The organism is Priestia sp. YIM B13551 (assembly GCF_042787905.1).
Classification (GTDB): Bacteria; Bacillota; Bacilli; order Bacillales; family Bacillaceae_H; genus Priestia.
This window is the reverse complement of sequence record NZ_JBHZOX010000002.1, coordinates 154,585-176,147: the sequence shown is the minus strand read 5'-3', so window position 1 is coordinate 176,147 and position 21,563 is coordinate 154,585. Positions and strand designations below refer to the sequence as shown.

Here is a 21,563-nt window from a genome sequence, read left to right as displayed (position 1 = left end):
TATATCATTGCTGCAGAGAAAAGTGTACGCGAAACGAATAATTTTTCTCTTGATTTATTGATTTTTGGTTACTATAATTACAGGTGAAGTACGCGAAATGAATATAATTTATTTGATAGATTGTCAGGTTTTTTTACAAAAATTAAGCAAAGGGGATGTCGGTTTTGAAAAAACTATTATTGTTATCAACTGGTGGAACGGTCGCTTCACTTGAAGGTGAAAATGGACTTGTTCCTGGAATGGAGCCAGATCAATTACTAAGCTACATACCTGATTTAAATGAACACTGTCAAATTGACAGCAAATCTCTTATGAATCTTGATAGTACAAATATGCAGCCAGAATGTTGGATAGAGATGGCAAAAGCGATCGAAGAGCATTATAATGAATACGATGGTTTTGTTATCACCCATGGAACTGATACAATGGCCTACACATCGGCAGCTCTTTCTTACATGCTTCAGCATTCTAAAAAACCAATTGCGATTACAGGATCTCAAATTCCTATTTCATTTAGTAAAACGGACGCGAAGCGCAATATTGCAGATGCGATTCGCTTTGCTTGTGAAGAAACAGGCGGAGTCTATGTAGTCTTTGACGGTCGTGTGATTCAAGGCACAAGAGCAATCAAGCTTCGTACAAAAAGCTATGATGCATTTGAAAGCATTAATTATCCATACGTGGCGTCTATCCATGATAATACGGTGGAATATACAAAACCCGTTCGCTCTAGTAAAGAAGAGTTGACGGTTAATACATCTCTTTGTACGGATGTAGCAGTTGTTAAACTGTTTCCCGGCATTAAACCTGAATTTTTCGATGGATTAAAGGATGTATATCAAGGCGTTGTTGTTGAAAGCTATGGAAGTGGAGGTATTCCATTTCAAGTTCGCAACATTTTAGCCAAGCTTGTTGAGTTAACAAACCACGGTGTATCCGTTGTCATTACGACTCAATGTCTTGAAGAAGGAGAAGACATGGGCATTTATGAAGTAGGCCGAATGATTAATCATGACAGCGTCGTGCGCTCAAAAAACATGAACACAGAAGCCATTGTTCCTAAATTAATGTGGGTGCTCGGACAAACGAAAGACCCTCACCAAGTTAAAAAGATGATGGAAACGTCGATTGCAGAAGATATTAATTAAAAAGAAAGCAGGTACAGCTATGAAACAAGAAACAGCAGGATATCGTACAGAAGCTGATTTTCTAGGAGAAAAACAAATCCCAGCAGACGTATACTACGGTGTACAAACCGCACGTGCCGTAGAAAATTTCCCGATTACGGGTTATAAAGTACATGAAGAAATGATTAAAGCGCTTGCTATTGTAAAAAAAGCGGCAGCGCTTGCAAATATGGATACAAAGCGCTTGTATGAGGGTATTGGAAATGCGATTGTGCAAGCAGCTGATGAAATCTTAGCAGGTCAGTGGCATGAATACTTTATTGTGGACCCTATTCAAGGTGGAGCAGGAACGTCGATGAATATGAATGCTAATGAAGTTATTGCAAACCGTGCTCTTGAAATTATGGGAAATAATAAAGGGGAGTATGGTAAATTAAGTCCTAACAGCCATGTGAATATGTCTCAGTCAACAAATGATGTATTTCCAACGGCTATCCATATTTCAACGCTGAACTTATTAAATAAACTTCTTGTTACAATGAATGATATGCATGATGTGTTCAAGCGAAAAGCGCAAGAATTTGATCATGTAATTAAAATGGGCCGTACGCACCTTCAAGATGCTGTACCCGTTCGTCTTGGTCAAGAGTTTGAAGCATACAGCCGCGTGTTAGCGCGCGACATTAAGCGTATCAGCGCAACGCGTGACCACTTGCATGAAGTAAATATGGGGGCGACAGCTGTTGGAACAGGCTTAAATGCAGATCCTCGCTATATTGAAAATGTAGTCAAACACTTAGCCGATATCAGCGGTCTGCCGCTTGTGCATGCAGAGCATTTAGTGGACGCTACTCAAAATACAGATGCTTATACAGAAGTATCTGCAGCGCTTAAAATCTGTATGACGAATATGTCTAAAATTGCAAATGACCTGCGTTTAATGGCCTCGGGACCTCGTGCAGGTCTAGGAGAAATCAGCCTTCCAGCCCGTCAGCCTGGTTCTTCAATCATGCCAGGAAAAGTAAACCCGGTTATGGCTGAATTAATCAATCAAATTGCGTTTCAAGTAATGGGAAATGACCAGACGATCTCTCTTGCTTCAGAAGCAGGTCAGATGGAGCTTAACGTCATGGAACCTGTGCTTGTATTTAACTTGCTTCAATCAATCAGCATCATGAACAACGGTTTCAGAAGCTTTACAGATCACTGTTTAGCAGGAATTGAAGCAAACGAAACGCGCATGAAAGAATATGTAGAAAAAAGCGTAGGAATTATTACAGCTGTTAACCCTCACTTAGGCTATGAAGTCGTATCGCGTATTGCGCGTGAAGCGATTTTAACAGGAAAACCAATTCGTGAGCTTTGCCTTCAATACGATGTGTTAACAGAAGAGGAATTAGATCTCATTTTAAATCCATTTGAAATGACGAACCCTGGTATTGCAGGAAGTTCATTGTTTGATCGACAATAAAAAAAACGGCTTCCTTATGGAAGCCGTTTTTTTTATGAAAACATGTGATGAATGACGCGGCGCATTTTCTGAGCTGTTGCAGCCAAGACGTCATCTTTTTCAGTATATTGAGGAATTTGCGTATAAAAACCTCCGAAACACTCCTCTTTATATCTCGGAACGATGTGCATGTGAAAGTGAGTTAACTCGTTAAACATCCCGCCGTTTTGAGAGAGAGTAACTCCGTCTGGAACAAAGAGCGTCTTCACTGCTTTTGTCATTAGCTTCGCTGCATTCATCACGGCCAGTATGTGTTCAGTATCAAATTCGTCGATTTCCACTATATGTGTTTTAGGAAGAATTAAGACGTGTCCTTCGTTAAATGGCTTGTGATCTAATAGGCACGTCACAAACGAATCTTCACATATCACATGCGATTTCTCTTGGTTATTTGCTAATCGACACCCTAAGCAATCTATACGTGGATTCACCATCATACGTTCTCTCCTTTTTAAGATAACTAAAGTGTAGCACGAGAAGTATCAGGAGGAATAGTTTGAAATATACACAGGTATTTTTTCGCTTAGTAAAGAGAGCCCGGATATATGACCTGGGCTCTTTGTTTTGTTCTTTTTATATGGTTAGTTGTTTTATCTAAAATTTACCATGGTTTTAATTGTAAAAATAAAATCTTTACAGTATAATGATAGTGTAACAGTTAACTGTAACTAATAAGGGGGGATTGTTTGAATACATATACAGGAAAGCAAATTACGGAGTTATTAAATAATGAAGGTGCGGACTTGAACCTGCGTACGGTACGGTATTACACGCAAATAGAAATTGTTCCTCCGCTAGTGCTAGTAGGGAATAAGCGTGTCTATACAGATCAGCACGTTCACTACTTTCGAGCCGTTTTAACATTATCAAAAGCAGGTGAGTCACTAGCTTCCATTCAAAAAACGCTGTGTTCCATGAGTGATGAAGAAGTAAAAAACATCGGTGCGCAGCTCCCTCTTTACCAAAGCAAACAAATTCAAAATCAAGAAATGCATCAAGTCAATGAAGATGTGTTTGTAGCTATGAATCGAAATTTATCAGCGGACGTACGGCAAAAAGTAATTGAGTCTGTTACTCAAATTTTAAAGGATCATTCATCGCATGATTAAATTAGCTGTGGCAAAATCAGTGATGGAAAAAGAAGAAGGAATGAACCACCTTTGTATTACATTTGAACGTTCGCAAGTAAAAGTAACAAACATCACGATTGATATTCAGCTGCCCGAAGGTCTGTTTAAAACGACAAACTTAAATGGATACCGGGAAAACAAACAGGGGCAAATCGAAGTAAAACATATCGACGATGAACCTCTATTAATAGAGCTCTACACGGAAGAGACTGTTTTATATCCACAGGCAGAGATTGCAGTTGCTGTGACTTACCGCGATGAAATCTTGCATATACAGCAAGAAAGGCATTCTCTAATGATTAAATTTACGGATGAAGAGTTGATAGGGGATTCATTTTTAAATCATGAAATCAGTGCAAAAGTGAAAAAATTTGCTCGTACTAATTCAGTGGAAAGAGGCGGTCACATGAACTTAACTCCATATGTAGTAGAACAAACAAGCAAAGGAGAGCGTGCCTATGATATTTATTCAAGGCTGTTGCTCGACCGAGTGATTATGCTCACAGGTGAAGTTACGGATGAGGTGGCTACTAGCATTATTGCTCAGCTTTTATTTTTAGATGCAGAAAACCCAGAAAAGGATATCAGCATTTATATTAATTCACCGGGAGGATCTATTACAGCGGGCATGGCTATTTTTGATACGATGCAGCTTATACGTGCAGATGTAAGCACATTGTGTATAGGGCTAGCGGCATCTATGGGTTCATTTTTACTAGCGGGCGGTCAAAAAGGGAAACGTTTTGCTCTTCCTAATAGCGAAGTGATGATTCATCAGCCGCTAGGAGGAGCAAAAGGACAAGCAGCTGAAATTGAGATTCGAGCGAAGCGTATTTTGCGGTTAAAAGACCACCTAAATGAACTGCTGTCTGAACGAACAGGGCAATCGCTGTCAACGATTAAAAAAGACACTGATCGAGATACATTCTTTACAGCGGATGAAGCAAAAGAATATGGCATGATTGATCAAATTTTAGTTCATCAATAAGGAGGATACCGTGTGGAAAAAACAAATCGTTATTCAGTAGAATATGAATGGGCGAACGTGATTTTTTATCAAGAAGTAGAAGCAATGACTATACAAGAAGCAAAAGAGCGAATTCAACATGCAAAAATAAACGCCGCTATTCGCGCTGTTCATGTCATAGAAGATGTCGAATCGTAACGAAAAACTGGATCCTTTCGGGGATTCAGTTTTTTTGAGCAAATGAAGCAGGGATTTATATGAAGAAAGGAGAATGCAAAAAGAGATTTAAAAACGAGCAGCTGGTAGCATCATTCAGCAAGAACATCTCATTTCAATTACACAAAGAAAGGTAGATGTAAATGAAAAAAGTATGGTCTGGATTAGTTGTTCTCATTGCTATTTGTTGGGTGATAACAGGATGTCAGCAAAGCAGTGCTTCAAGCGGTACTGTTGAACAAAAGCTCGTAATCGAAAAATACATAGCCGATAATCAATATGGCCATGCGGTTAAAATGAAAGATCAAAATCAAGTACAGAAAGTGCAGCAGTGGTTAAAAGATGTATCATGGAGAGAAGAAAAAGCTGAAATGATTCGAAAACCTAACTACATTCTTCACTTTGAACCGGTGGAAACAAAAAAGGATATAAAGGTACAATCTTATCGGATGTGGGTCAACTTAGGAAACGAAACCGTTGAATTAGCTACAGATACACACTACGCACAGTTAAAGGGCAAACAAGCAAGATCATTTATTGAATTAGTAGAGCCCAAATAGAAAGCAACTATAAAACAATGTCCAATGAAAGCTAAAACTGCACTTGTTCATATTGGAGCTACCTTCACCGATATGCTTGATGATCTCGAAGGCACAGGGCTGCTCCTTACTAACGCGCTTGATATGAGGGTGTAGAAGTATTAAATGTGAGAGGTGACAAGCAGCCATTTTTAAATGTAGCAATAAAGAGTTACACTTACAGGTAGGTTCATTGTTAAAACATTTTGCTATAAGAAGTAAGGGAAAAAGAGAAATCAAGACGCTGATTTCTCTTTTTTATTCAGGCATGTCGATGATTATTATTTCCGCGCATTTTGCGTAAAACAAAACTCACAATTAAGACTAAAATAACAGCACCAATAATAGCAGGAACAATTGCGAATCCGCCAATCTCTGGACCAAAATCTCCAAAAATTAGAGAGCCTAACCATGCTCCAATAAACCCGGCAATGATGTTTCCGATAATTCCACCTGGAACATCTCGTCCTGTCAACGCACCGGCAAGCCAGCCGATAAGTCCTCCAACAATAAGCGTCCAAATAAATGACATATACCTAACCTCCTTTTTATAGGGAATTCCTTTTCAGTCTTTCCTAAAACACACTTTGTCATGCGACATGCTTGCTGCATACCCTTTTACATTTTTTCATCTATTTATCATATATGCTAAGATAGCCCAACATTAAATTGAAGAGTTATGTATGAGAATCCACTGTGAAAGTAACGATAAAATGAAGGAGAGAAGTTCAGCTCGTGTACGTTTTAGATTCAATTTAGCTCATTCTATTCGTAAAAGGGGACATCCGGTTCATTTTTTAAAGCTTTTTCCCTTAGTTTTACTTTTTTTAACGGTATTTGTGATATCATTTTAAGTAAACAAATTCTTAACGGGAGAACAATATGGAGTCATTATTATTAGATAAAAAGCTTAAACACATTACGAATTTAATTTTAGAAAAAAAAGAAGAGTTCTCAAAACAAAAAAAATATGAAGAAAAAGATATTCAACAACAACTAGAACCGTGGCGCGTTCATTTAATTCAAATATATGCTGATTCTGTCTCAACAAATGATACCAAAAACTTTGAAGTACTTGAGGAATGGGGAAGAGAAGTAGCGAATTTACTCGTTGTCCTTCAGCTTCCGTTGGATGTAGCATTAGAAGAAATCAGCTATTACCGAAATGTTATCGGAGAAATTATTAAAGAAGAAGCAAAAGCTGAGACGTTTACGTTTGATGCCTTCTATCAAGTTATTTCTCGTTTCAACGTAGTAGTAGACAAGGCTGTACACTGGGTTAGTAAATCATATATGACGGACTTTGCAAACAAAATTCAATCCGCTCGCTATGCAATTGATGAACTTTCAATTCCTGTGGTACGCATTACGAAAGAAATTGGCGTGATTCCTCTTGTTGGCGATTTAGATACAAATCGCGCTCAAATTTTAATGGAAAATGCGCTTCAACACGGCAGCGACTACAAGCTAAATTGGCTGATTATTGATTTATACGCGGTTCCAATTATTGATACGATGGTAGCGGACCAAATTTTTAAAGTAATCGGTGCTTTAAGATTATTAGGAATTCAAGTGGTTTTAAGCGGGATTCGCGCTGAAATTGCTCAGACGATGGTGAACTTAGGGTTAGATTTGGCTGACATTACGACTTTCAGCAGCCTTCACCAAGCAGTGGAATACGTTAATCAAGCGGACTAATACAACACAAAAGCCCCTGATATGGTTACATACTCACGGGCTTTTATTGGTAGAAGAAAATTTGAAGTTTATTTAATAAAGCATCTAATGATTGACTAACTTGAAGTGTGTTAGGACTTGTCATTCCTTCACGGACAGCCGTTTGAATCATTAACGTTCGTGTCTGTTCGATTTCTTCTATTAGTATTTGGTACATGGATTTGTCTTTTGAGTGGGTTGAAAGCAGCATGTTAATTCCTCTTTTTTCTATAGTGATTATGGTTAAATTAACATTAAGAGGTTTATTTTTCAATATTATGAAATTAAAAATAGTAAATTTTAAGAATTTTTCATATAAAAAAAGAACCTCTTTTTCAACAGAGGTTCTTTTTCTAATATAATAATTTATTAGGCATGTTTATGATTACCACGCATTTTTCTCATAATGAAACTTACGATTAACACTAAGATGATTGATCCGATGATAGCAGGAATAATAGCAAATCCACCTACAACTGGTCCGAAGCTTCCAAAGATAGCTGAACCTAACCAAGAACCGATAAAACCGGCAATAATGTTACCAATAATACCCCCTGGAACGTCTCTTCCCGTAATTAATCCGGCAAGCCACCCAATAATACCACCTACAATAAGTGCCCATAAAAATGACATAAATATCATCCTCCTTTTTAATGATGTATTGCTTATATAGGTTAATACCCCACTTAAAAGAAAACTATTCACAGAATAGCAAAAAAAAATAAAAAAAACTTGTAAAAGGATTTAAGAACTGCGATAGAGTCATAGAAAATAGACTAACTAGTATATAATAGAAAAAGGAACATAGTTTAGAAGAGAAGGGAGACATAAAGTGAAAATAAAAAATCAAAGCGAGGTAGTAGAACAGCACTTGATTCAGCACTGGATGTATTTTCAGCATACGAAGAAATCTGTGAAAGTGGATACGTCAGAAATTAAATGGATTTCTGCATCTCCTTACAATCGGGGGATATATGCAGGAACCCGTCACATTGAGCCTGCGTTAGGAATATGCTCTCCGCAAGGGGAGGAACCTCTATGGATTGTTGGTCCATCTTCATATGATAACCTTGGTCCAGTTCTTCATAAAAATGGATTTGTTCCTTATGAAAAATGGATTGGAATGATTCAGCACATTCAAGAAAAAGAATACATACATACAGGAGTAGAAGGGTTTCAATGTAAACGAGTGCGCACAGAAGCTGAATTGAAAGAATGGATAACAGTATACATAGACGGCTATCAAAAACCAAAAGAATATCAAGCTGACTTTCTTGAAAGGTTTAGGGAGCTTATGCAGCACACTGACCAATATCAGTTATATCTGGGCCTTTATCACAACCGGCCAGCTGTAGCTGGATCTCTCTTTTTTTATGACGGTACAGCGGGTTTGTATTGTATCACTACAGCTAGACATATGAGGAGAAAAGGCCTGGCCACCGCATATTTGAAGGAAGTTCTTACTGAAGCAAAAAAACAGGCGGATACGTGTATTTTGCATGCTACAAATGCAGGAAAGCCAGCCTATGAAAAACTTGGTTTTACAGCGGTTAACGAATTTGATGTATATAGATGGAGAAATAGAGATAGAACATAATGTGCTGCGGTTTGTGAGAAAAGAGACAAATTTCGACAATTTTTTAAAAAAGTGTAGCTTCCACTTCGTTTTTGGTGTATCCTAGGAAAAAGCAGCAGCATGAGCTAGTGTTGTACAGAGAACACAGATAAAAGGAGTCATTATGAAACATTTTTTTAAAACGAGCACGTTTTGGATAGGTTTGGTTATCGGAATCGCGCTCACATTTGGGGGATATTTTACTGTTACTAGTATTTATGATTATTATTTAGGACGAGAACAGCTGAAAGTATTGACTGCCTCTCAGAAAAACCTTCAAACTGCTTTTAAAGAGTATAATCAGCTTATGGCCGAAAAAAAAAACAAAAAGCAATTTATCAATGAACTCGATGATATTTCAAATACTATAAACTATGAATATAATGAATTAGCTTCCCTTGATCCTACGATGAAAACGATGTATAAGCATACGGGCGTCATCGATGATATGGAACTGATGATTGATAATATCGATAGCATTTATGAATTAACGATGAATGATCACAAAGACGCAACAAAACCGCTTCAAACCTACGTATCTGATTTAATGGAATATGTAGAAAAAGATATGAAAAAAGAAATAAGCATGCTAAGTAAATAGAAAAAAACAGCTGTCTAAACAAATAGGCAGCTGTTTTTTTGTTGATTATAAAAGGAATCTTTTGGTTGCAGGCGAAAGAGTATACTATGCACCCACTCACTTACGTGCACCACGTTTACAAAAAAGGGAGGACATAGTATGAAAAAAGTGGTGGTTATTCTATTTAGTTTGTTTTCATTAGCCGCATGTCAGGTTCCTACAGCTGAAACGCTTGAAGATCCTTATCCACCCGCTATAAAAATAATAGCGGAAGGCAAAGAAGCCATCATCAAGCCTTTATTTTTTTGCTGGACCGAATGTGAAGCTGATTTTGGCGAACGAAAAAATTTTAGACAAATTGTTATGAAAGATAGTATTCCCGTCTCTCAAGGTGGTCAAGTGTCCATTAAAATAGATGGTAAAAAACCTAATGCGCTTTATTACAAACAAATTCGCAATCAGTCTATTTACGAAAACATAGTAGAAAAAAAGGACATAAAAAAAACATCTGCTATTACAGTAGATTCTACCTCTCGCAGTGATCGGTATATACTCGTAGCGGACTGGAAAGATAGCAAAGGAAAAAAGTTAATCGGGCGTGTCTACTATACTCCAGTAAAATTTGAAACGCCATAGATATGGCTCTCTATACTGTAATAGAGAGCCATGTGCTTAACTAATAGAATTAAGTGCTTGTGCAAGAGAAGAAGTAGTTTTAACATGTTCAAATGAAAGCCCTAAGCGAATGGCAGTTTGAGAAATTTCCGGTCGAATTCCAGATAAAATTGTTTGCACACCAATTAAACGAAGAGCTTTTACCAAATTAAAAATCTCTTGTGCCATCATCGTATCAATCGTAGCTACACCGAGCAGGTCAATACATAAATGTTCAACGCCTTTTTCCGAGCATTGCTGAAGCGTATTTTCTAAAATAAACTGACTTTTGACCGTTCCAATATCCCCCACAAGAGGCAAAAGTGCAACTTTGTTTTGAAGCATGATGACAGGAGAACTTAATTCATTAATTAACTCTTTCTGAGCGTTCAGCTGTTCTTGCGTATTTTTATGATATTCTTGAATAAAGATATAAATAGATAGATCAAAAGCTTTAACAATAATGTCATACCACATAAATATCTTATCTACGCTTACCTCATTCGAATGCAAAGAGATAAACTTCTTTAAATAATTAACGACAATTTTTTGTGAATTAAAATATTCTCGAATAATAAAGTGAAGAGGCGTACTTAAATGCTTTGGATCACGTGCTAGTTCTATCGACCACTGCTGAAAATCTGAAAAAAAATACTCCTCATCCTTTATAAATACGTCAAATAAATGCTGAAAATAATCTTGATTTTGCTGCTTCAGTTCTTTCACAATTGCTGGATTTTCACTCGAATAGACAGAAAACTCATTTTCATCGTCGAGCTGATTGTACCAGTCTTCAGTTAATTGAAGAGAATGTTCTTTGAAAAAATGATATAAGTCCTGATTTTTATGCATGAAGACTCTCCTTATATATGTATAGTCTAATTGATTTATAAATAAAGGCATAAAAGCATCCCCTGATCTAGAGTGAGGATGCTTATAAATAAATCCATTATGAAGCGCATTTATTTTCCTATACGCCTTATTTTCCCTAACTGTATACTCTCAAACCCAATTTATAAAAAAATAAACATTTTTTAACTAGCATATTCATCCATGTTAACTATTTTTCATAAAGAACCACTTCTTATGCTTATAGCTTTAGCTTCGGCAAGGCATCTTTAATGCTTTGATAGACTAAAATAAAGGACATATCATCTTCTATAGTGCTCATATGTATGGCCATGTCAGGAGAAATTCCTGTTAAAACAAGCTGAGTTCCCATGAGCTTCAGCCAATTGTAAATATTAAGAATATCACGGCCGAATGAATCATTAAATTGCGCTAATCCTGAGACGTCTAGGATTAAATAACGATCTTTGCTGCTTGTATTACGCGCGGTGAAGCTATTAAATAGCATTTCTATACGCCGTTCGTTTAACGTTCCGATTAATGGAAGAACAGAGATTCCTTCCTCTATTGGCACGATAGGAGTGGATAGCCTTTCCACTTCTTCCAAAGCCTGCTGAAGCTGTTCCTGGGCTGTAATTTCTATTGTTACGTCTTTTTGAACACCGATAAAGTAGTATTTATCTTCTTCTTCTATATATGTTGGGTCAATCGTTAGCTGATTATGAAAGAAAGAGCCGTCTTTTCGATAATTAACAAGCGTAACAGAGACTGACTGATTGCGGCTGATAGCGCTGCGAATTTCATCAACGTGGTGCGGGTTTGTAAGAGGACCTTGTAGAAAACGGCAATTTTCCCCTAATACTTCTTCTTCCTTATAGCCGGTCATAAGGGAAAACCCTTGATTGAGGTAAATAATTGGGTTATCAGGCAAAGAAGGGTCTGTCACGATAATACCAGATTGTGAGCTATGAAGGGCTTTATTTAAAATGGACCATTTTGAATCTTGAGCTTCAGGTGTAGTCAATGCATTCCCTCATTCCTTGGAATTTTTATAAAAATATTGTGACATAAACACGTCAAAAAAACAATTTTCGACGCGTTTGCTTCTAGAGAAAGAATGAAGATAAGGAAAAATATGTTATAATAGTTTCAGGAGCAAAGGGAGTGTGAACAAACGTGATAACCATCAATTTATTTAACGTTAGTTTCTTTGTGATGGCGCTAGTAGGCTTTATTCTCATTTTTTGTTTGCGGCTAAAGTTCAAGCGGCCACTGTCATTATTTAAATGGTCTTTTTTGTTCGGAACGATGCTGCTGTCGCTAAGTTTATACTTGTTTATGGCGACCAGCCAATATATTCATTTGATATGCAATACAATCGGCTCAGTTATGACAGCGCTCTATCTTATCAGTATTATGGTCGGAGCAGAAGAGTCATAAATACATATGTTTGAAAGTCTATTGAAAGTAGAAAAAAGTAAAGATGCATAAAAGAGAAAGAAACGAACTTACATTCTTTTAGCCAAAATGATAACAACTGGAAAAACACCTCGGTACAAAATGCCGAGGTGTTTTTTCTAAATAAAAATAAAAGGGAAGGGAGAATATTTAGAGAAATACTAGTCATATTTTACTGAGTGTAGTAAGATAAAAAGTTATTATTCTATTTTTAGGTTGTTGCTATTGGCAACATGTGTTAGTCTAAAAGTGGTATACATTTTAGGCGATCTTGAAAAAGAGAGACGAGAAGCTTTTATTCAAGTTTCTTAAAAGCTTTACGTTTACTGAGGTGAAACAATGAAATCTCAAGTACAAAAATTTGTAGGCTATTTATTAGCTGGTGATCAAGACAGCGCTTGGGAAATTGTGCTAGAAGAAATCCAACAAGGAAAGAACAGCCTAGATATTTATGAAAATTTAATTACAACCGCAATGCGAGTAACTGGAGATATGTGGGAAGAAAATATCATTTCTGTAGCTGATGAGCACGTCGCCACTACGACATGTGATTATGTGCTAACTCGCTATCGCTTTTATAAAAAAATTCAGGGACACGCTTCAGACATCGCTCCAAAGGCACTGCTTCTATGTTTGGAACAAGAACAGCACTTTATTGGTTTAAAGATGGTGGCTTTATTGTTTGAAGAACACGGGTGGAATACTCGCTTTTTAGGGGCCAATCTGCCTCTGGAATACGCCGAGAAAATGGCTATGGAGTGGAAACCACAAATGGTAGGATTATCTGTCAGTATTCCTTATCATATTGAGAGGCTTGCTGAATATACCAAAACTTTGGACAAATTAGAACCAAGACCAACTGTAATGGTAGGAGGGCGCTTAGTTTCTCAAATTGATTTCCGTTCCTACTGTTCTGAGCATACACGCCTAATTCCGGATCTTCACCAACTAAATAACTGGTTAATCAGTTATCACAAAGGAGTGGAAGTTAATGTCGATGCTTGAATATGTTCCAATTCCTTACTTTTTAGTGGATACTGAATTTAATATTTTGGAATGGTCGCAACAATCAGGTCATTTATTTAAGCCTTCAGCTAATTTTTTAGATCTTGTAGACGTATTTAGTCAAGAAAAGGCGAGAAAGTTTTTAAGCTTGCGCCAAAAAGATTCTCGAGAACTGTCGGTAGACGAACCCCATGATGAGCAAACGCTTGTCCAAAGCCGAGGCCAGGCTATTCAGAAAGTAGAGCTTGTGATGCAAACCAATGATTCGCCTTATTCACTGTTTGAATGCTTAATTCAATGGGATAGTGATATAGGTCATTTAGTTTGTATTCGCCAAGATGAACGTATACAAGAGCTAACGAATCTTGTTCAAGACCATCGGAAACGATTAGCAGATACAGATTTTGAACTGCTTGAACAAAAAGAACGTCTTGAAAAATCATTACAAAAAATTAAGCAATTGTCCGCTTCTTTTATTAAATTATCCTCTAAAGTAGGACTTATACCTCTTTTTGGAGACTTAGATACAGATCTTGTAGCTGAAAATACGTACATTTTGCAAAACTTTGCGCATGAAGGAAATTACACCACGCTTCTATTTGACTTTGGAGGCTTAGATATATTAACAACCGAAGGAATTCAAGCTTTTGCAGGCTTTATGCAGTCCTTCTACCTCATGGGTATCACATGCTACATTATCGGCATGAAGCCTCACCATACGGCTGCTTTGAAAAATAGAACGTTTGGTGATCAAATTATTTATATGAATAATCTTAGTGAAATTATTGCTGTGAATAAAAATGTGAGTTAAAAGAGTGGAGGAGAAGAAAGAATAACTTTCTTCTCCTCTTTCTGTATACACTTCTTCGCTTACAATTAAACATTCTTTTTATATTTCAGCTGAAAGGATAGCATTAAGACGTTGAAGTCCAATGTTCAAATCAGTATCACTAAGAAGGGAATAGCTTATTCGAATGTAAGCATGAGGAGGTTTGTGAACGAAACAAGCTTCACCAGGTAAAAAGCAAATATTATGCTCCTGGGCTTTTTTTAATAATGCGAATGTGTTTACATTTTGCGGCAGTTTTAACCATAAGTTGAAGCCTCCTTTAGGGACTTGGAATTGAACGTAGTCGGAAAGAGGCGAAAGCAGGTCGCTTGCATGATCTCTTCTCAATTGCAAAGCGATCCTCAGCTTTTCCATATGCTGTTTCATTCGCTCAGTGCGTAAGAAAGCTAGCACAGCTTTTTGAGTTAGTAAGGGACTACCAATATCCATCAATGCTTTAACCGCATATAGCCAATCAAATACAGAACCTTGTGCATAAAGTAATCCAATTCGAAGTCCTGGAGCCAAGGTTTTACTAAACCCCTTCAAGAACAAAACATGCCCATTTTTATCAAACGTTTTGATCGGTGGAGGCACTGATATATCATCGAAATAAATCTCTCCAAACGAATCATCTTCAACAATAAAAAAGTGATACAATTCGGCCAAATCAACTAGTTCTTTGCGGCGCTGTCTGCTCATTAGTATACCTGTAGGGTTTTGAAAAGAAGGGTTTACGTACAAAAGCGAAGGCTTTATTTTTTGGCAGACTTCTTCTACTAAATCAGATTGTATTCCTTCTTCATCTAGTTCAATTGAAATGACGTTAACACCTTTATTGGTGAAGACATCAATTGCAGCTCCGTAGCATGGACTCTCTACTATAACCGTATCACCTGGCTTCAAAAGCGTTTGAGCAATTAAATCAATACCTTGCTGAGCGCCACTTGTAATCATGATTTCATGAGGATCAGCTTTTATTCCTTGCTCTCTCTGTAAATAAGAAGAAAGCTCTATGCGAAGCTCACGATCTCCTTGAATTGGACCGTATGTGGCTAAAACAAGCTCATTGGTACGTAACAGACTTTGCATTTCTTGCGCTAAAAACTGATTAGGAAGGAGACGAGGGAAAAGAATAGCCTGAGAGAAATCATAATATTTACGATCACGATTTAAGCTATACTGAGAGCGCGTGATATTTACGTTTAATTCATCTTGCCATGAAAAATTATTTAATACCTTGGAAGAACGTTTAGTAACCCCTTTAACAAAAGCTCCTTTTCCTGACTGTATTACGATTAATCCTGATTTTTGTAAGAGCTGATACGATTTTCGTACCGTTAATAAGCTTATTTCTAACTCTTGTGATAGCTTGCGTAAAGAAGGGAGCTGATCACCAGGTTTTATCATGCTCGTTTGGATGCGATAACGAATCTGCTCATAGATTTGCTGATAAATGGGGGTAGAAGATTTTTTATGTACATTAAATCTCATTGTGTCACCTAACTATTCTTTTTCTTTAGTTAACCTCAAAATAAGCATGGGCGCAACTGGAAAAACAGCAACTGTTATAGTCAAGGTTTTACTGTTATACTTCCTTTCTTTTATACTCGTGGTATGTTTAAAGGAGGAAGATATATGATTATTATTAATTACGTACTTATCTGTTTTATTTTCGGCACGACATTCTTAACTATTAAATTAGGGATTGAAGCAGGAATGCCTCCACTTTTCTCAGCTGGAACTCGCTTTCTTTTAGCAGGAATATTAGTAATCTCGTACTTTGCATATAAAAAAGACGTTCGACGCTCGTTATTACTTTCAAAAAAAGTGATGATGGTAGGGTTTTGTTTGACCTTTATGACATTTTCAACACTCTATTGGGCAGAACAACATGTGACATCGGGTCTTGCAGCTGTTTTATCTGCTACTGGCCCAATGATGATATTGCTTATTCAAGTGATGCAAAGAAAAATGGAATTAAAAAAAGAGCAGTTATTCGCTTTGCTTCTGGCTTTTACCGGTGTTATTTGCATTTCACTTCCAAATGTGACAGCCACTATGTCTTATTCGCGGACGTTAGGGTGTATCATTATCATAGTAGGAGAAGTATTTTACGGCATAGGCAGCAATTATTCGAAAGCTTTGTTAAATAAACTAAAAGAAGTATCACCGTTTTTAATTAACGGTATTCAAATGTTTTACGGGGGAATATTTCTACTGGTGCTATCTTTATGTACAGAGCAGATCCATGTTTCCACTATTATGCCTTGGAACGCAGTATGGTCTATTGTATATTTAATTTTTGTTGGTTCAATTGCTGGACACGGCTTATATTATTGGCTAATAGCCCAAACAAATCCGGTTTTTCCATCTACGTGGTTGTATGTATCTCCTTTAATCGCGGTGTTAATCGGTTATGTAGTCTTAAATGAAGCTATCACGCCTTCTATTATTGGCGGAGGCCTTCTTATTTTAATAGGAGTGTTTATGGCCAATCGTGAAGCTTTGGGAGTACATTTTAAAAAAGGTGTGCTATTCAAAAAGCAGCTGTAAAACAAGTCGCCATTTGCTGACTTGTTTTTAGTCAATCGGATGACAAAGAAGATTGAAGAAGATATCAAAGATGACTAAAAACCTCTTCCTAATGAAAGAAGAGGCTTTTTTGTTAAGAGTTTGCTGACATCGTATGAGACGGTAAAATGATATCTTGGTCGACGAGAAAGGACAAAAGTTCTCGTGTAGCATATGACATATAGCGATCTTTTTTCAAAATGATCCCGAGCTCCCACATTGGAGTAGGGGCGGCAATTGGAATACTTTTAATAAAGGGATTATTGATTTTCGGAAACACGGACTTTGGTAAAATAGCAATACCTAATTCAGAAGCAACTAGTTCAATAATCAAATCCCATTGAGAACTTTCGTACGCTATTTTTGGATGAAAACCCGCTTGAATGCACTCATGAATAATGCGATCATGAAGAGAGAAATCTTTGCTGAACAGAACAAACGGCTCTTCTCTAAGCTCGCTCAAAGCAACAATTGATTTAGCTGCCAGCGGATGCTCATGATGAATGTATAAATTAAACTCTTCTTCAATAAACGGATAGATGTGAAAAAGAGGGTTTTGAATAGGCAACACGATAATGCCAAGGTCTACTTGTTCGTTTTCTACAAGTTCGACAATTCGCTTTGCGCCAAGCTCCACAAGCTCTAATTTCACCTGAGGATGTTTTGATGTAAAGTTTTTTGCAATCATCGGGAAAACAACAGTCCCTACTAAAGGAGGAATTCCTACTTTAATATCTCCTGTAGGCAGATTCCGTAAATCATCTAACAGAGCATGCAGCTCGTGAAGAGTGGATACCAGCTTTTGGCTTTGCCCATACACAATCTGTCCTGCATCGGTTAACGTCAGCTTTCGAGTAGAGCGATCAAAAAGATCTACGCCGAGTTCTTCTTCTAGTTTCTTTACAATTTTACTTAATGCTGGCTGAGACAAGTGAATTGCAGCTGCTGCTTTCGTGAAACTTTTTTGATTAACTACTTCCATGAAATGTTGCAGTTCTCGAATATCCATAAATTCTCCTCACTAGTATTCTTAGTTTTCATACTATTTATTCTATTTATCTATTTTACTTATGATTCAAATAAATGTAAACTCTTACATAAGGAAGTGAATAGGGATTCATCTAAAAATAGTACATCAAATTCCTCTAAATACGTTAGAAACCCGCATGTTTGTAAGCGTTAACAAAAAAGCACCCTCGAAGAAAATCCTAGAAAAATATTTTTTCCTCCCGTAAAACAAAGCCGCGAGCGCAGAAATAACAAGTGTTGAAATGTTCATTTTGTATACTGTTCTGACAATTAAGAAAGAGGAATAAAATGGTATAGTGCACCACTAAGGTGAGTCTATTCATTCTGCAAACGAGCCGTACATAGAAAAAAGGCCTGTTTGTTAAAAATAATTGGGGGAGTGGTTGAGATGACATACGTTAAAGGACTAGAAGGAATCATTGCAGCTGAAACAAAAGTAGGGCATGTTGATGGAGAGAAAGGTCAGCTGATTTATCGCGGATATTGGGCAAAAGATTTGGCGATCAATTATTCTTTTGAAGAAGTTTCTTATTTAATTTGGAACGGCACGCTGCCAAATCATGATGAGTTAAAAGCATTTAAACAAAAAATGGTGACTCATCGTACGCTTCCAGCTAATATTGTTGCGTTAATGGACTGTTTGCCAAAAGATACAGAAGTGATGAGCGCGCTTCGCACATGTATCTCAGCATTAGGAGACCCTTCATACAGCTGGCCTCCGACAAAAGAGCAGGCGCTTGCGATTACAGCGGTAACACCTACCATTATTGCCTATTGGTATCGTAAAATGAATGATTTAGAAGTAGTAGAACCTAACGAGCATTTGGATCATGTAGCAAACTATTTATATATGATTAACGGGGAAATTCCAGATCAAAGTTTGGTTACTGCGCTGAACGCATATTTTGTTTTGACAATTGAACATGGGATGAACGCCTCAACCTTCTCATCACGCGTTATTTCATCTACCGAATCTGACATGGTTTCAGCTATTTGCGGAGCAATTGGCGCGATGAAAGGTCCGCTTCACGGAGGAGCTCCTTCTGGTGTTATTACCATGTTTGATGAAATTGGAAGTGAAGAGAATATTGAGCCTTGGGTTCGTAAAAAATTAGATAATAAAGAGAAAATTATGGGATTTGGTCATCGCGTTTATCGTACACATGACCCAAGAGCAGAAGCATTAAAAGAAGTATCGAAACAAATCTCAGGAGACAACGGGCTATTTGATTTAATTGTTAAAATTGAAGATAAAACCATTGAATTACTCAATGAATACAAGCCGGGTCGAGGCATTTATACCAATGTAGAATATTTCGCTGCAGCGGTTATGAAAGCGGTTGAGCTTCCGTCTGAACTATTCACACCAACCTTCACAGCAAGCCGTGTAGTTGGCTGGACAGCTCATGTCGTAGAGCAGTCAGAAAATAATCGTATTTACCGACCTCAGTCTGCGTATATAGGTTATACGCCAGTTGAACAAAATCAATAAATAAACTCGGTTTCACATAAAAAACGTCGGTAGATCCGACGTTTTTTTCATATGGTTAAATATATTCTTTTTGAGAATAAAATCGCTTTAATAAATAGAATAATCCGACTGCTAAGCATAAACTTGCTGCAGCTAAGCTAGAGGTAATCATGGCGTGCTCACCTTCGGTAGGGGTATGTGAAAGTTTATAGCTGCTGTAGCATAAGAGAGCTGTGATACATAAACAGCAGGAACTAATCAATCCATAACGCTTTTTGAAGCCAATAATAGATAGTAATACAATCAAATAAATTCCGCTCACCATCATCATAATTGGAAACTGAGGGTGGAATTTAATTGTATATAACAAATAATCGATGTGAGAATAGTGATGAACCGCCGAGGACTTTGTTAGCCCTCCGGTCAAACTAGCTGATAAAGGTCCTTCAAGCATCGAAGAGCCGTTATACCAAGTAGCGACTGAGGAAAGTAAAAAAACAAAACAACTTGCAAATAGCTGCGTCATGCATTTTATTGACACGTATAGAAAGCTCCTCTCAATAACCATCTTTTGTTAATACAAGTCCGAAAATTATTATAGCAGGTTTTGAAAGTAAAAAAAGTACTATTGGAATGGTTTCATAAAACGTTCATATTTGAAAAGGTTTGTTTTTTAAAGAGAAAGGGAAAAAAAGTGAAACGGAAGATATGAATAGAGGAGAGAGAAAGATGAAAGCAGCAGTGATTTTGAATCCAAACGCAGGAAACAAAAAATTAGTAAATGAAATTGACTTTATATGTGATCGGTTAAACACTGCATTTGAGACGGTTACTTTATATAAAACAGAGCAACCTGGAGATGGTGCCGATCTGGTAAGAAAATTGGAAGGCAAAGCGGATGTCATTATTGGAGCAGGAGGAGACGGGACAATTTATGAGCTCATCAACGCTCTTGCTCCGCTGCAGCAACGTCCTGTATTTGCTATTTTACCTGGAGGAACGTGCAACGACTTTTCGCGTGCAATTGGAATGAATCAAAATCCTTTAAAAGCGGTGGAGCAAATTATAGAAAAGCAGACGGAGGCAGTGGATGTTGGAAAACATGGCGAAGATTATTTTTTAAACTTTTGGGGAATCGGCCTCGTAGCTGATGTATCTGAAAATATTTTAGAAGAAAATAAAGAGAAATTTGGTAAGCTCTCTTATTACATGAGCGTAGGTAGAACTTTAAATCAAGCAGAGCCTTTTCAATTAAAAATGACGAGCGAAAAAGCTTCCTATGAAGGAGAAGCTGTTATGGTGTTAATTGGAAACGGTCCCTTTTTAGGAGGAACTCGCGCTATGCTAGGAAACAGCTCATTTCAAGACGGATTATTAGATGTATTCGTTATTAAAGAAATGGGAATCGAGCCGGTTATGGCATGGTTACAAACAAGCCCTGATGAGGAACAGCTTAACCCTGAAAGCAACCTTATGCATTTTCGTGCAAAAGAAGTTCATATTGAAACTACTCCTGAAAAAACGGTAGATTGTGATGGAGAAAAAGAAACGACGACACCTTCAACGATTACGGTTCTCCACAATCACATAAATATGATAGTCGGAAACAGATAAAAAAACGCTGGAAGTTCCAGCGTTTTTTTTATGAAGACAGCCATCGCGGAGAAGTAAAGAGCATAATCATTATGCTGCTCATCGTAATAACAAGCATGGAGTAGCAAAAAGCAGTAAATCCGATAATATGTAAGCCCACTATCATAATCGTACTGTCTAAGATAAAAATGGTTATTCCTATATTGATTTTCCATTTTTTTGATACAATAATGGCAATTAAATCAAGCCCGTCCGAACTGATGCCGTAGCGAAGCATCAGTCCTATTCCCATTCCTACGAGTGCGCCTCCAAGCAGTGAGCTAAAGAGCAAAGGAAGCTCCAGCGTGCCTTCGAGAATAGACAGCCATTCTGTCATAAAAAAAGAAACAAATAAACCTATACTTCCATAAAAAAAGTTTTGACGATGACGAAAAAAAGCATATAAATAGACAGGTACGTTCAAAAAGAAAATGGACATTCCGATAGGAGTTCCAAACACATAATATACGATAAGCCCAAATCCTATAAGTCCACCGTCTAGTAAGTGATACGGAGCAATAAATCCGTTTAGCCCTAGTCCAATTAATAAGCTGCCACAGCAAATCGAAACCACTCTCGAAAAAATATTCCTCACCCTATACGTTAAATTTTAATAGGAGTAA

General features: G+C 37.3%; 26 protein-coding genes. 16 read left to right on the top strand and 10 right to left on the bottom strand.

Translation table 11 applies throughout. The features are described from left to right. The first annotated feature begins 164 nt into the window (after window positions 1-164). Entirely contained in the window at window positions 165-1,148 is a 984-nt protein-coding gene (locus tag ACFX4N_RS09960) for an asparaginase (protein ID WP_013057772.1), read from the top strand. A 19-nt stretch (window positions 1,149-1,167) separates the two neighbouring features. Further along, a complete protein-coding gene (gene aspA, locus ACFX4N_RS09955) occupies window positions 1,168-2,598 on the top strand; it encodes an aspartate ammonia-lyase (protein WP_013057771.1) in 1,431 nt (476 codons plus the stop codon). Between the two features lie 32 nt (window positions 2,599-2,630). On the opposite strand, the gene ACFX4N_RS09950 is transcribed toward aspA, so the two are convergent. Further along, complete coding sequence (locus ACFX4N_RS09950) at window positions 2,631-3,074, bottom strand: HIT family protein (RefSeq protein ID WP_328255210.1); 444 nt, start codon at window positions 3,072-3,074, stop codon at window positions 2,631-2,633. 249 nt (window positions 3,075-3,323) lie between these two features. On the opposite strand from ACFX4N_RS09950, the gene ACFX4N_RS09945 reads away from it, so the two are divergent. From ACFX4N_RS09945 to ACFX4N_RS09930, 4 genes are all read left to right on the top strand, one after another. Beyond that, window positions 3,324-3,746 carry a MerR family transcriptional regulator gene (locus tag ACFX4N_RS09945; protein WP_013057769.1) on the top strand — a complete coding sequence of 141 codons (423 nt, stop codon included), beginning with the start codon at window positions 3,324-3,326 and terminating at the stop codon, window positions 3,744-3,746. A gap of 427 nt (window positions 3,747-4,173) precedes the next feature. Beyond that, on the top strand, window positions 4,174-4,755 hold the full coding sequence (clpP, locus tag ACFX4N_RS09940) for an ATP-dependent Clp endopeptidase proteolytic subunit ClpP (protein ID WP_013057768.1): 582 nt from the start codon (window positions 4,174-4,176) through the stop codon (window positions 4,753-4,755). Between the two features lie 12 nt (window positions 4,756-4,767). Further along, complete coding sequence (locus tag ACFX4N_RS09935; protein WP_013057767.1) at window positions 4,768-4,932, top strand: hypothetical protein; 165 nt, start codon at window positions 4,768-4,770, stop codon at window positions 4,930-4,932. Between the two features lie 161 nt (window positions 4,933-5,093). After that, window positions 5,094-5,510 carry a YhfM domain-containing protein gene (locus ACFX4N_RS09930; protein ID WP_013057766.1) on the top strand — a complete coding sequence of 139 codons (417 nt, stop codon included), beginning with the start codon at window positions 5,094-5,096 and terminating at the stop codon, window positions 5,508-5,510. Window positions 5,511-5,790: 280 nt separating this feature from the next. On the opposite strand, the gene ACFX4N_RS09925 is transcribed toward ACFX4N_RS09930, so the two are convergent. After that, on the bottom strand, window positions 5,791-6,060 hold the full coding sequence (locus ACFX4N_RS09925) for a GlsB/YeaQ/YmgE family stress response membrane protein (RefSeq protein ID WP_013057765.1): 270 nt from the start codon (window positions 6,058-6,060) through the stop codon (window positions 5,791-5,793). A 350-nt stretch (window positions 6,061-6,410) separates the two neighbouring features. On the opposite strand from ACFX4N_RS09925, the gene ACFX4N_RS09920 reads away from it, so the two are divergent. Beyond that, window positions 6,411-7,226, top strand: a complete 816-nt coding sequence (locus ACFX4N_RS09920) for an STAS domain-containing protein (RefSeq protein WP_013057764.1) — start codon at window positions 6,411-6,413, stop codon at window positions 7,224-7,226. Window positions 7,227-7,269: 43 nt separating this feature from the next. Here the strand turns inward: ACFX4N_RS09920 and ACFX4N_RS09915 are convergent, their stop codons facing one another. Continuing rightward, complete coding sequence (locus tag ACFX4N_RS09915) at window positions 7,270-7,455, bottom strand: aspartyl-phosphate phosphatase Spo0E family protein (protein WP_013057763.1); 186 nt, start codon at window positions 7,453-7,455, stop codon at window positions 7,270-7,272. Window positions 7,456-7,613: 158 nt separating this feature from the next. Further along, window positions 7,614-7,877, bottom strand: a complete 264-nt coding sequence (locus ACFX4N_RS09910) for a GlsB/YeaQ/YmgE family stress response membrane protein (protein ID WP_013057762.1) — start codon at window positions 7,875-7,877, stop codon at window positions 7,614-7,616. 199 nt (window positions 7,878-8,076) lie between these two features. Here ACFX4N_RS09910 and ACFX4N_RS09905 point away from each other — a divergent pair, with 199 nt between their 5' ends. The 3 genes from ACFX4N_RS09905 to ACFX4N_RS09895 all read left to right on the top strand — a co-directional run bounded on the left by ACFX4N_RS09905 (window position 8,077) and on the right by ACFX4N_RS09895 (window position 10,075). Continuing rightward, entirely contained in the window at window positions 8,077-8,841 is a 765-nt protein-coding gene (locus tag ACFX4N_RS09905; RefSeq protein WP_057273503.1) for a GNAT family N-acetyltransferase, read from the top strand. Between the two features lie 142 nt (window positions 8,842-8,983). Further along, window positions 8,984-9,460 (top strand): hypothetical protein, encoded by a 477-nt coding sequence (locus ACFX4N_RS09900; RefSeq protein ID WP_057273502.1) that lies wholly within the window; start codon window positions 8,984-8,986, stop codon window positions 9,458-9,460. Between the two features lie 138 nt (window positions 9,461-9,598). After that, the gene (locus tag ACFX4N_RS09895; protein ID WP_057273501.1) at window positions 9,599-10,075 is read left to right on the top strand and encodes a hypothetical protein; all 477 of its coding nucleotides are present in this window, start codon (window positions 9,599-9,601) and stop codon (window positions 10,073-10,075) included. A gap of 36 nt (window positions 10,076-10,111) precedes the next feature. Here the strand turns inward: ACFX4N_RS09895 and ACFX4N_RS09890 are convergent, their stop codons facing one another. Both ACFX4N_RS09890 and ytvA read right to left on the bottom strand, forming a co-directional pair. Continuing rightward, entirely contained in the window at window positions 10,112-10,945 is an 834-nt protein-coding gene (locus ACFX4N_RS09890) for an STAS domain-containing protein (protein WP_029322709.1), read from the bottom strand. A 238-nt stretch (window positions 10,946-11,183) separates the two neighbouring features. Continuing rightward, on the bottom strand, window positions 11,184-11,966 hold the full coding sequence (ytvA, locus tag ACFX4N_RS09885) for a YtvA family blue-light photoreceptor (RefSeq protein ID WP_013057757.1): 783 nt from the start codon (window positions 11,964-11,966) through the stop codon (window positions 11,184-11,186). Between the two features lie 152 nt (window positions 11,967-12,118). Here ytvA and ACFX4N_RS09880 point away from each other — a divergent pair, with 152 nt between their 5' ends. The 3 genes from ACFX4N_RS09880 (at window position 12,119) to ACFX4N_RS09870 (ending at window position 14,216) form a co-directional block, all read left to right on the top strand. Then, entirely contained in the window at window positions 12,119-12,382 is a 264-nt protein-coding gene (locus ACFX4N_RS09880) for a hypothetical protein (RefSeq protein WP_078081959.1), read from the top strand. Between the two features lie 357 nt (window positions 12,383-12,739). Beyond that, window positions 12,740-13,405 (top strand): cobalamin B12-binding domain-containing protein, encoded by a 666-nt coding sequence (locus ACFX4N_RS09875; protein ID WP_013057755.1) that lies wholly within the window; start codon window positions 12,740-12,742, stop codon window positions 13,403-13,405. Beyond that, complete coding sequence (locus ACFX4N_RS09870) at window positions 13,392-14,216, top strand: STAS domain-containing protein (RefSeq protein WP_192100297.1); 825 nt, start codon at window positions 13,392-13,394, stop codon at window positions 14,214-14,216. The genes ACFX4N_RS09875 and ACFX4N_RS09870 overlap by 14 nt, the downstream gene beginning before the upstream one ends. A 78-nt stretch (window positions 14,217-14,294) precedes the next feature. Here ACFX4N_RS09870 and pdxR read toward each other — a convergent pair whose 3' ends face one another. Continuing rightward, a complete protein-coding gene (gene pdxR / locus ACFX4N_RS09865; RefSeq protein ID WP_192100298.1) occupies window positions 14,295-15,728 on the bottom strand; it encodes a MocR-like pyridoxine biosynthesis transcription factor PdxR in 1,434 nt (477 codons plus the stop codon). A 144-nt stretch (window positions 15,729-15,872) separates the two neighbouring features. Between pdxR and ACFX4N_RS09860 the strand changes: the two genes are divergently transcribed. Continuing rightward, window positions 15,873-16,790 carry a DMT family transporter gene (locus ACFX4N_RS09860; protein ID WP_029322707.1) on the top strand — a complete coding sequence of 306 codons (918 nt, stop codon included), beginning with the start codon at window positions 15,873-15,875 and terminating at the stop codon, window positions 16,788-16,790. Window positions 16,791-16,902: 112 nt separating this feature from the next. Here ACFX4N_RS09860 and ACFX4N_RS09855 read toward each other — a convergent pair whose 3' ends face one another. Further along, the gene (locus ACFX4N_RS09855; RefSeq protein WP_013057751.1) at window positions 16,903-17,817 is read right to left on the bottom strand and encodes a LysR family transcriptional regulator; all 915 of its coding nucleotides are present in this window, start codon (window positions 17,815-17,817) and stop codon (window positions 16,903-16,905) included. 408 nt (window positions 17,818-18,225) lie between these two features. Here ACFX4N_RS09855 and ACFX4N_RS09850 point away from each other — a divergent pair, with 408 nt between their 5' ends. Next, entirely contained in the window at window positions 18,226-19,329 is a 1,104-nt protein-coding gene (locus ACFX4N_RS09850; RefSeq protein ID WP_013057749.1) for a citrate synthase/methylcitrate synthase, read from the top strand. Between the two features lie 55 nt (window positions 19,330-19,384). Here ACFX4N_RS09850 and ACFX4N_RS09845 read toward each other — a convergent pair whose 3' ends face one another. Next, the gene (locus tag ACFX4N_RS09845; RefSeq protein ID WP_223260182.1) at window positions 19,385-19,849 is read right to left on the bottom strand and encodes a DUF4306 domain-containing protein; all 465 of its coding nucleotides are present in this window, start codon (window positions 19,847-19,849) and stop codon (window positions 19,385-19,387) included. Window positions 19,850-20,037: 188 nt separating this feature from the next. Here ACFX4N_RS09845 and ACFX4N_RS09840 point away from each other — a divergent pair, with 188 nt between their 5' ends. Beyond that, the gene (locus ACFX4N_RS09840) at window positions 20,038-20,922 is read left to right on the top strand and encodes a diacylglycerol/lipid kinase family protein (RefSeq protein WP_025751162.1); all 885 of its coding nucleotides are present in this window, start codon (window positions 20,038-20,040) and stop codon (window positions 20,920-20,922) included. Between the two features lie 28 nt (window positions 20,923-20,950). On the opposite strand, the gene ACFX4N_RS09835 is transcribed toward ACFX4N_RS09840, so the two are convergent. Continuing rightward, window positions 20,951-21,514 (bottom strand): YitT family protein, encoded by a 564-nt coding sequence (locus ACFX4N_RS09835; RefSeq protein WP_029322703.1) that lies wholly within the window; start codon window positions 21,512-21,514, stop codon window positions 20,951-20,953. Between the last annotated feature and the right edge of the window lie 49 nt (window positions 21,515-21,563).

What these genes read in the sequence shown, in the direction of transcription:
- ACFX4N_RS09915 (WP_013057763.1), bottom strand. Translation starts at nt 7,455, where the DNA reads ATGCTGCTTTCAACCCACTCAAAAGACAAATCCATGTACCAAATACTA.
- ACFX4N_RS09840 (WP_025751162.1), top strand. Translation starts at nt 20,038, where the DNA reads ATGAAAGCAGCAGTGATTTTGAATCCAAACGCAGGAAACAAAAAATTA.
- ACFX4N_RS09895 (WP_057273501.1), top strand. Translation starts at nt 9,599, where the DNA reads ATGAAAAAAGTGGTGGTTATTCTATTTAGTTTGTTTTCATTAGCCGCA.
- ACFX4N_RS09900 (WP_057273502.1), top strand. Translation starts at nt 8,984, where the DNA reads ATGAAACATTTTTTTAAAACGAGCACGTTTTGGATAGGTTTGGTTATC.
- ACFX4N_RS09875 (WP_013057755.1), top strand. Translation starts at nt 12,740, where the DNA reads ATGAAATCTCAAGTACAAAAATTTGTAGGCTATTTATTAGCTGGTGAT.
- clpP (WP_013057768.1), top strand. Translation starts at nt 4,174, where the DNA reads ATGAACTTAACTCCATATGTAGTAGAACAAACAAGCAAAGGAGAGCGT.
- ACFX4N_RS09930 (WP_013057766.1), top strand. Translation starts at nt 5,094, where the DNA reads ATGAAAAAAGTATGGTCTGGATTAGTTGTTCTCATTGCTATTTGTTGG.
- ACFX4N_RS09920 (WP_013057764.1), top strand. Translation starts at nt 6,411, where the DNA reads ATGGAGTCATTATTATTAGATAAAAAGCTTAAACACATTACGAATTTA.
- ACFX4N_RS09850 (WP_013057749.1), top strand. Translation starts at nt 18,226, where the DNA reads ATGACATACGTTAAAGGACTAGAAGGAATCATTGCAGCTGAAACAAAA.
- ACFX4N_RS09950 (WP_328255210.1), bottom strand. Translation starts at nt 3,074, where the DNA reads ATGATGGTGAATCCACGTATAGATTGCTTAGGGTGTCGATTAGCAAAT.
- ACFX4N_RS09890 (WP_029322709.1), bottom strand. Translation starts at nt 10,945, where the DNA reads ATGCATAAAAATCAGGACTTATATCATTTTTTCAAAGAACATTCTCTT.
- ACFX4N_RS09855 (WP_013057751.1), bottom strand. Translation starts at nt 17,817, where the DNA reads ATGGATATTCGAGAACTGCAACATTTCATGGAAGTAGTTAATCAAAAA.
- ACFX4N_RS09860 (WP_029322707.1), top strand. Translation starts at nt 15,873, where the DNA reads ATGATTATTATTAATTACGTACTTATCTGTTTTATTTTCGGCACGACA.
- ACFX4N_RS09870 (WP_192100297.1), top strand. Translation starts at nt 13,392, where the DNA reads ATGTCGATGCTTGAATATGTTCCAATTCCTTACTTTTTAGTGGATACT.
- aspA (WP_013057771.1), top strand. Translation starts at nt 1,168, where the DNA reads ATGAAACAAGAAACAGCAGGATATCGTACAGAAGCTGATTTTCTAGGA.
- ACFX4N_RS09910 (WP_013057762.1), bottom strand. Translation starts at nt 7,877, where the DNA reads ATGTCATTTTTATGGGCACTTATTGTAGGTGGTATTATTGGGTGGCTT.
- pdxR (WP_192100298.1), bottom strand. Translation starts at nt 15,728, where the DNA reads ATGAGATTTAATGTACATAAAAAATCTTCTACCCCCATTTATCAGCAA.
- ACFX4N_RS09925 (WP_013057765.1), bottom strand. Translation starts at nt 6,060, where the DNA reads ATGTCATTTATTTGGACGCTTATTGTTGGAGGACTTATCGGCTGGCTT.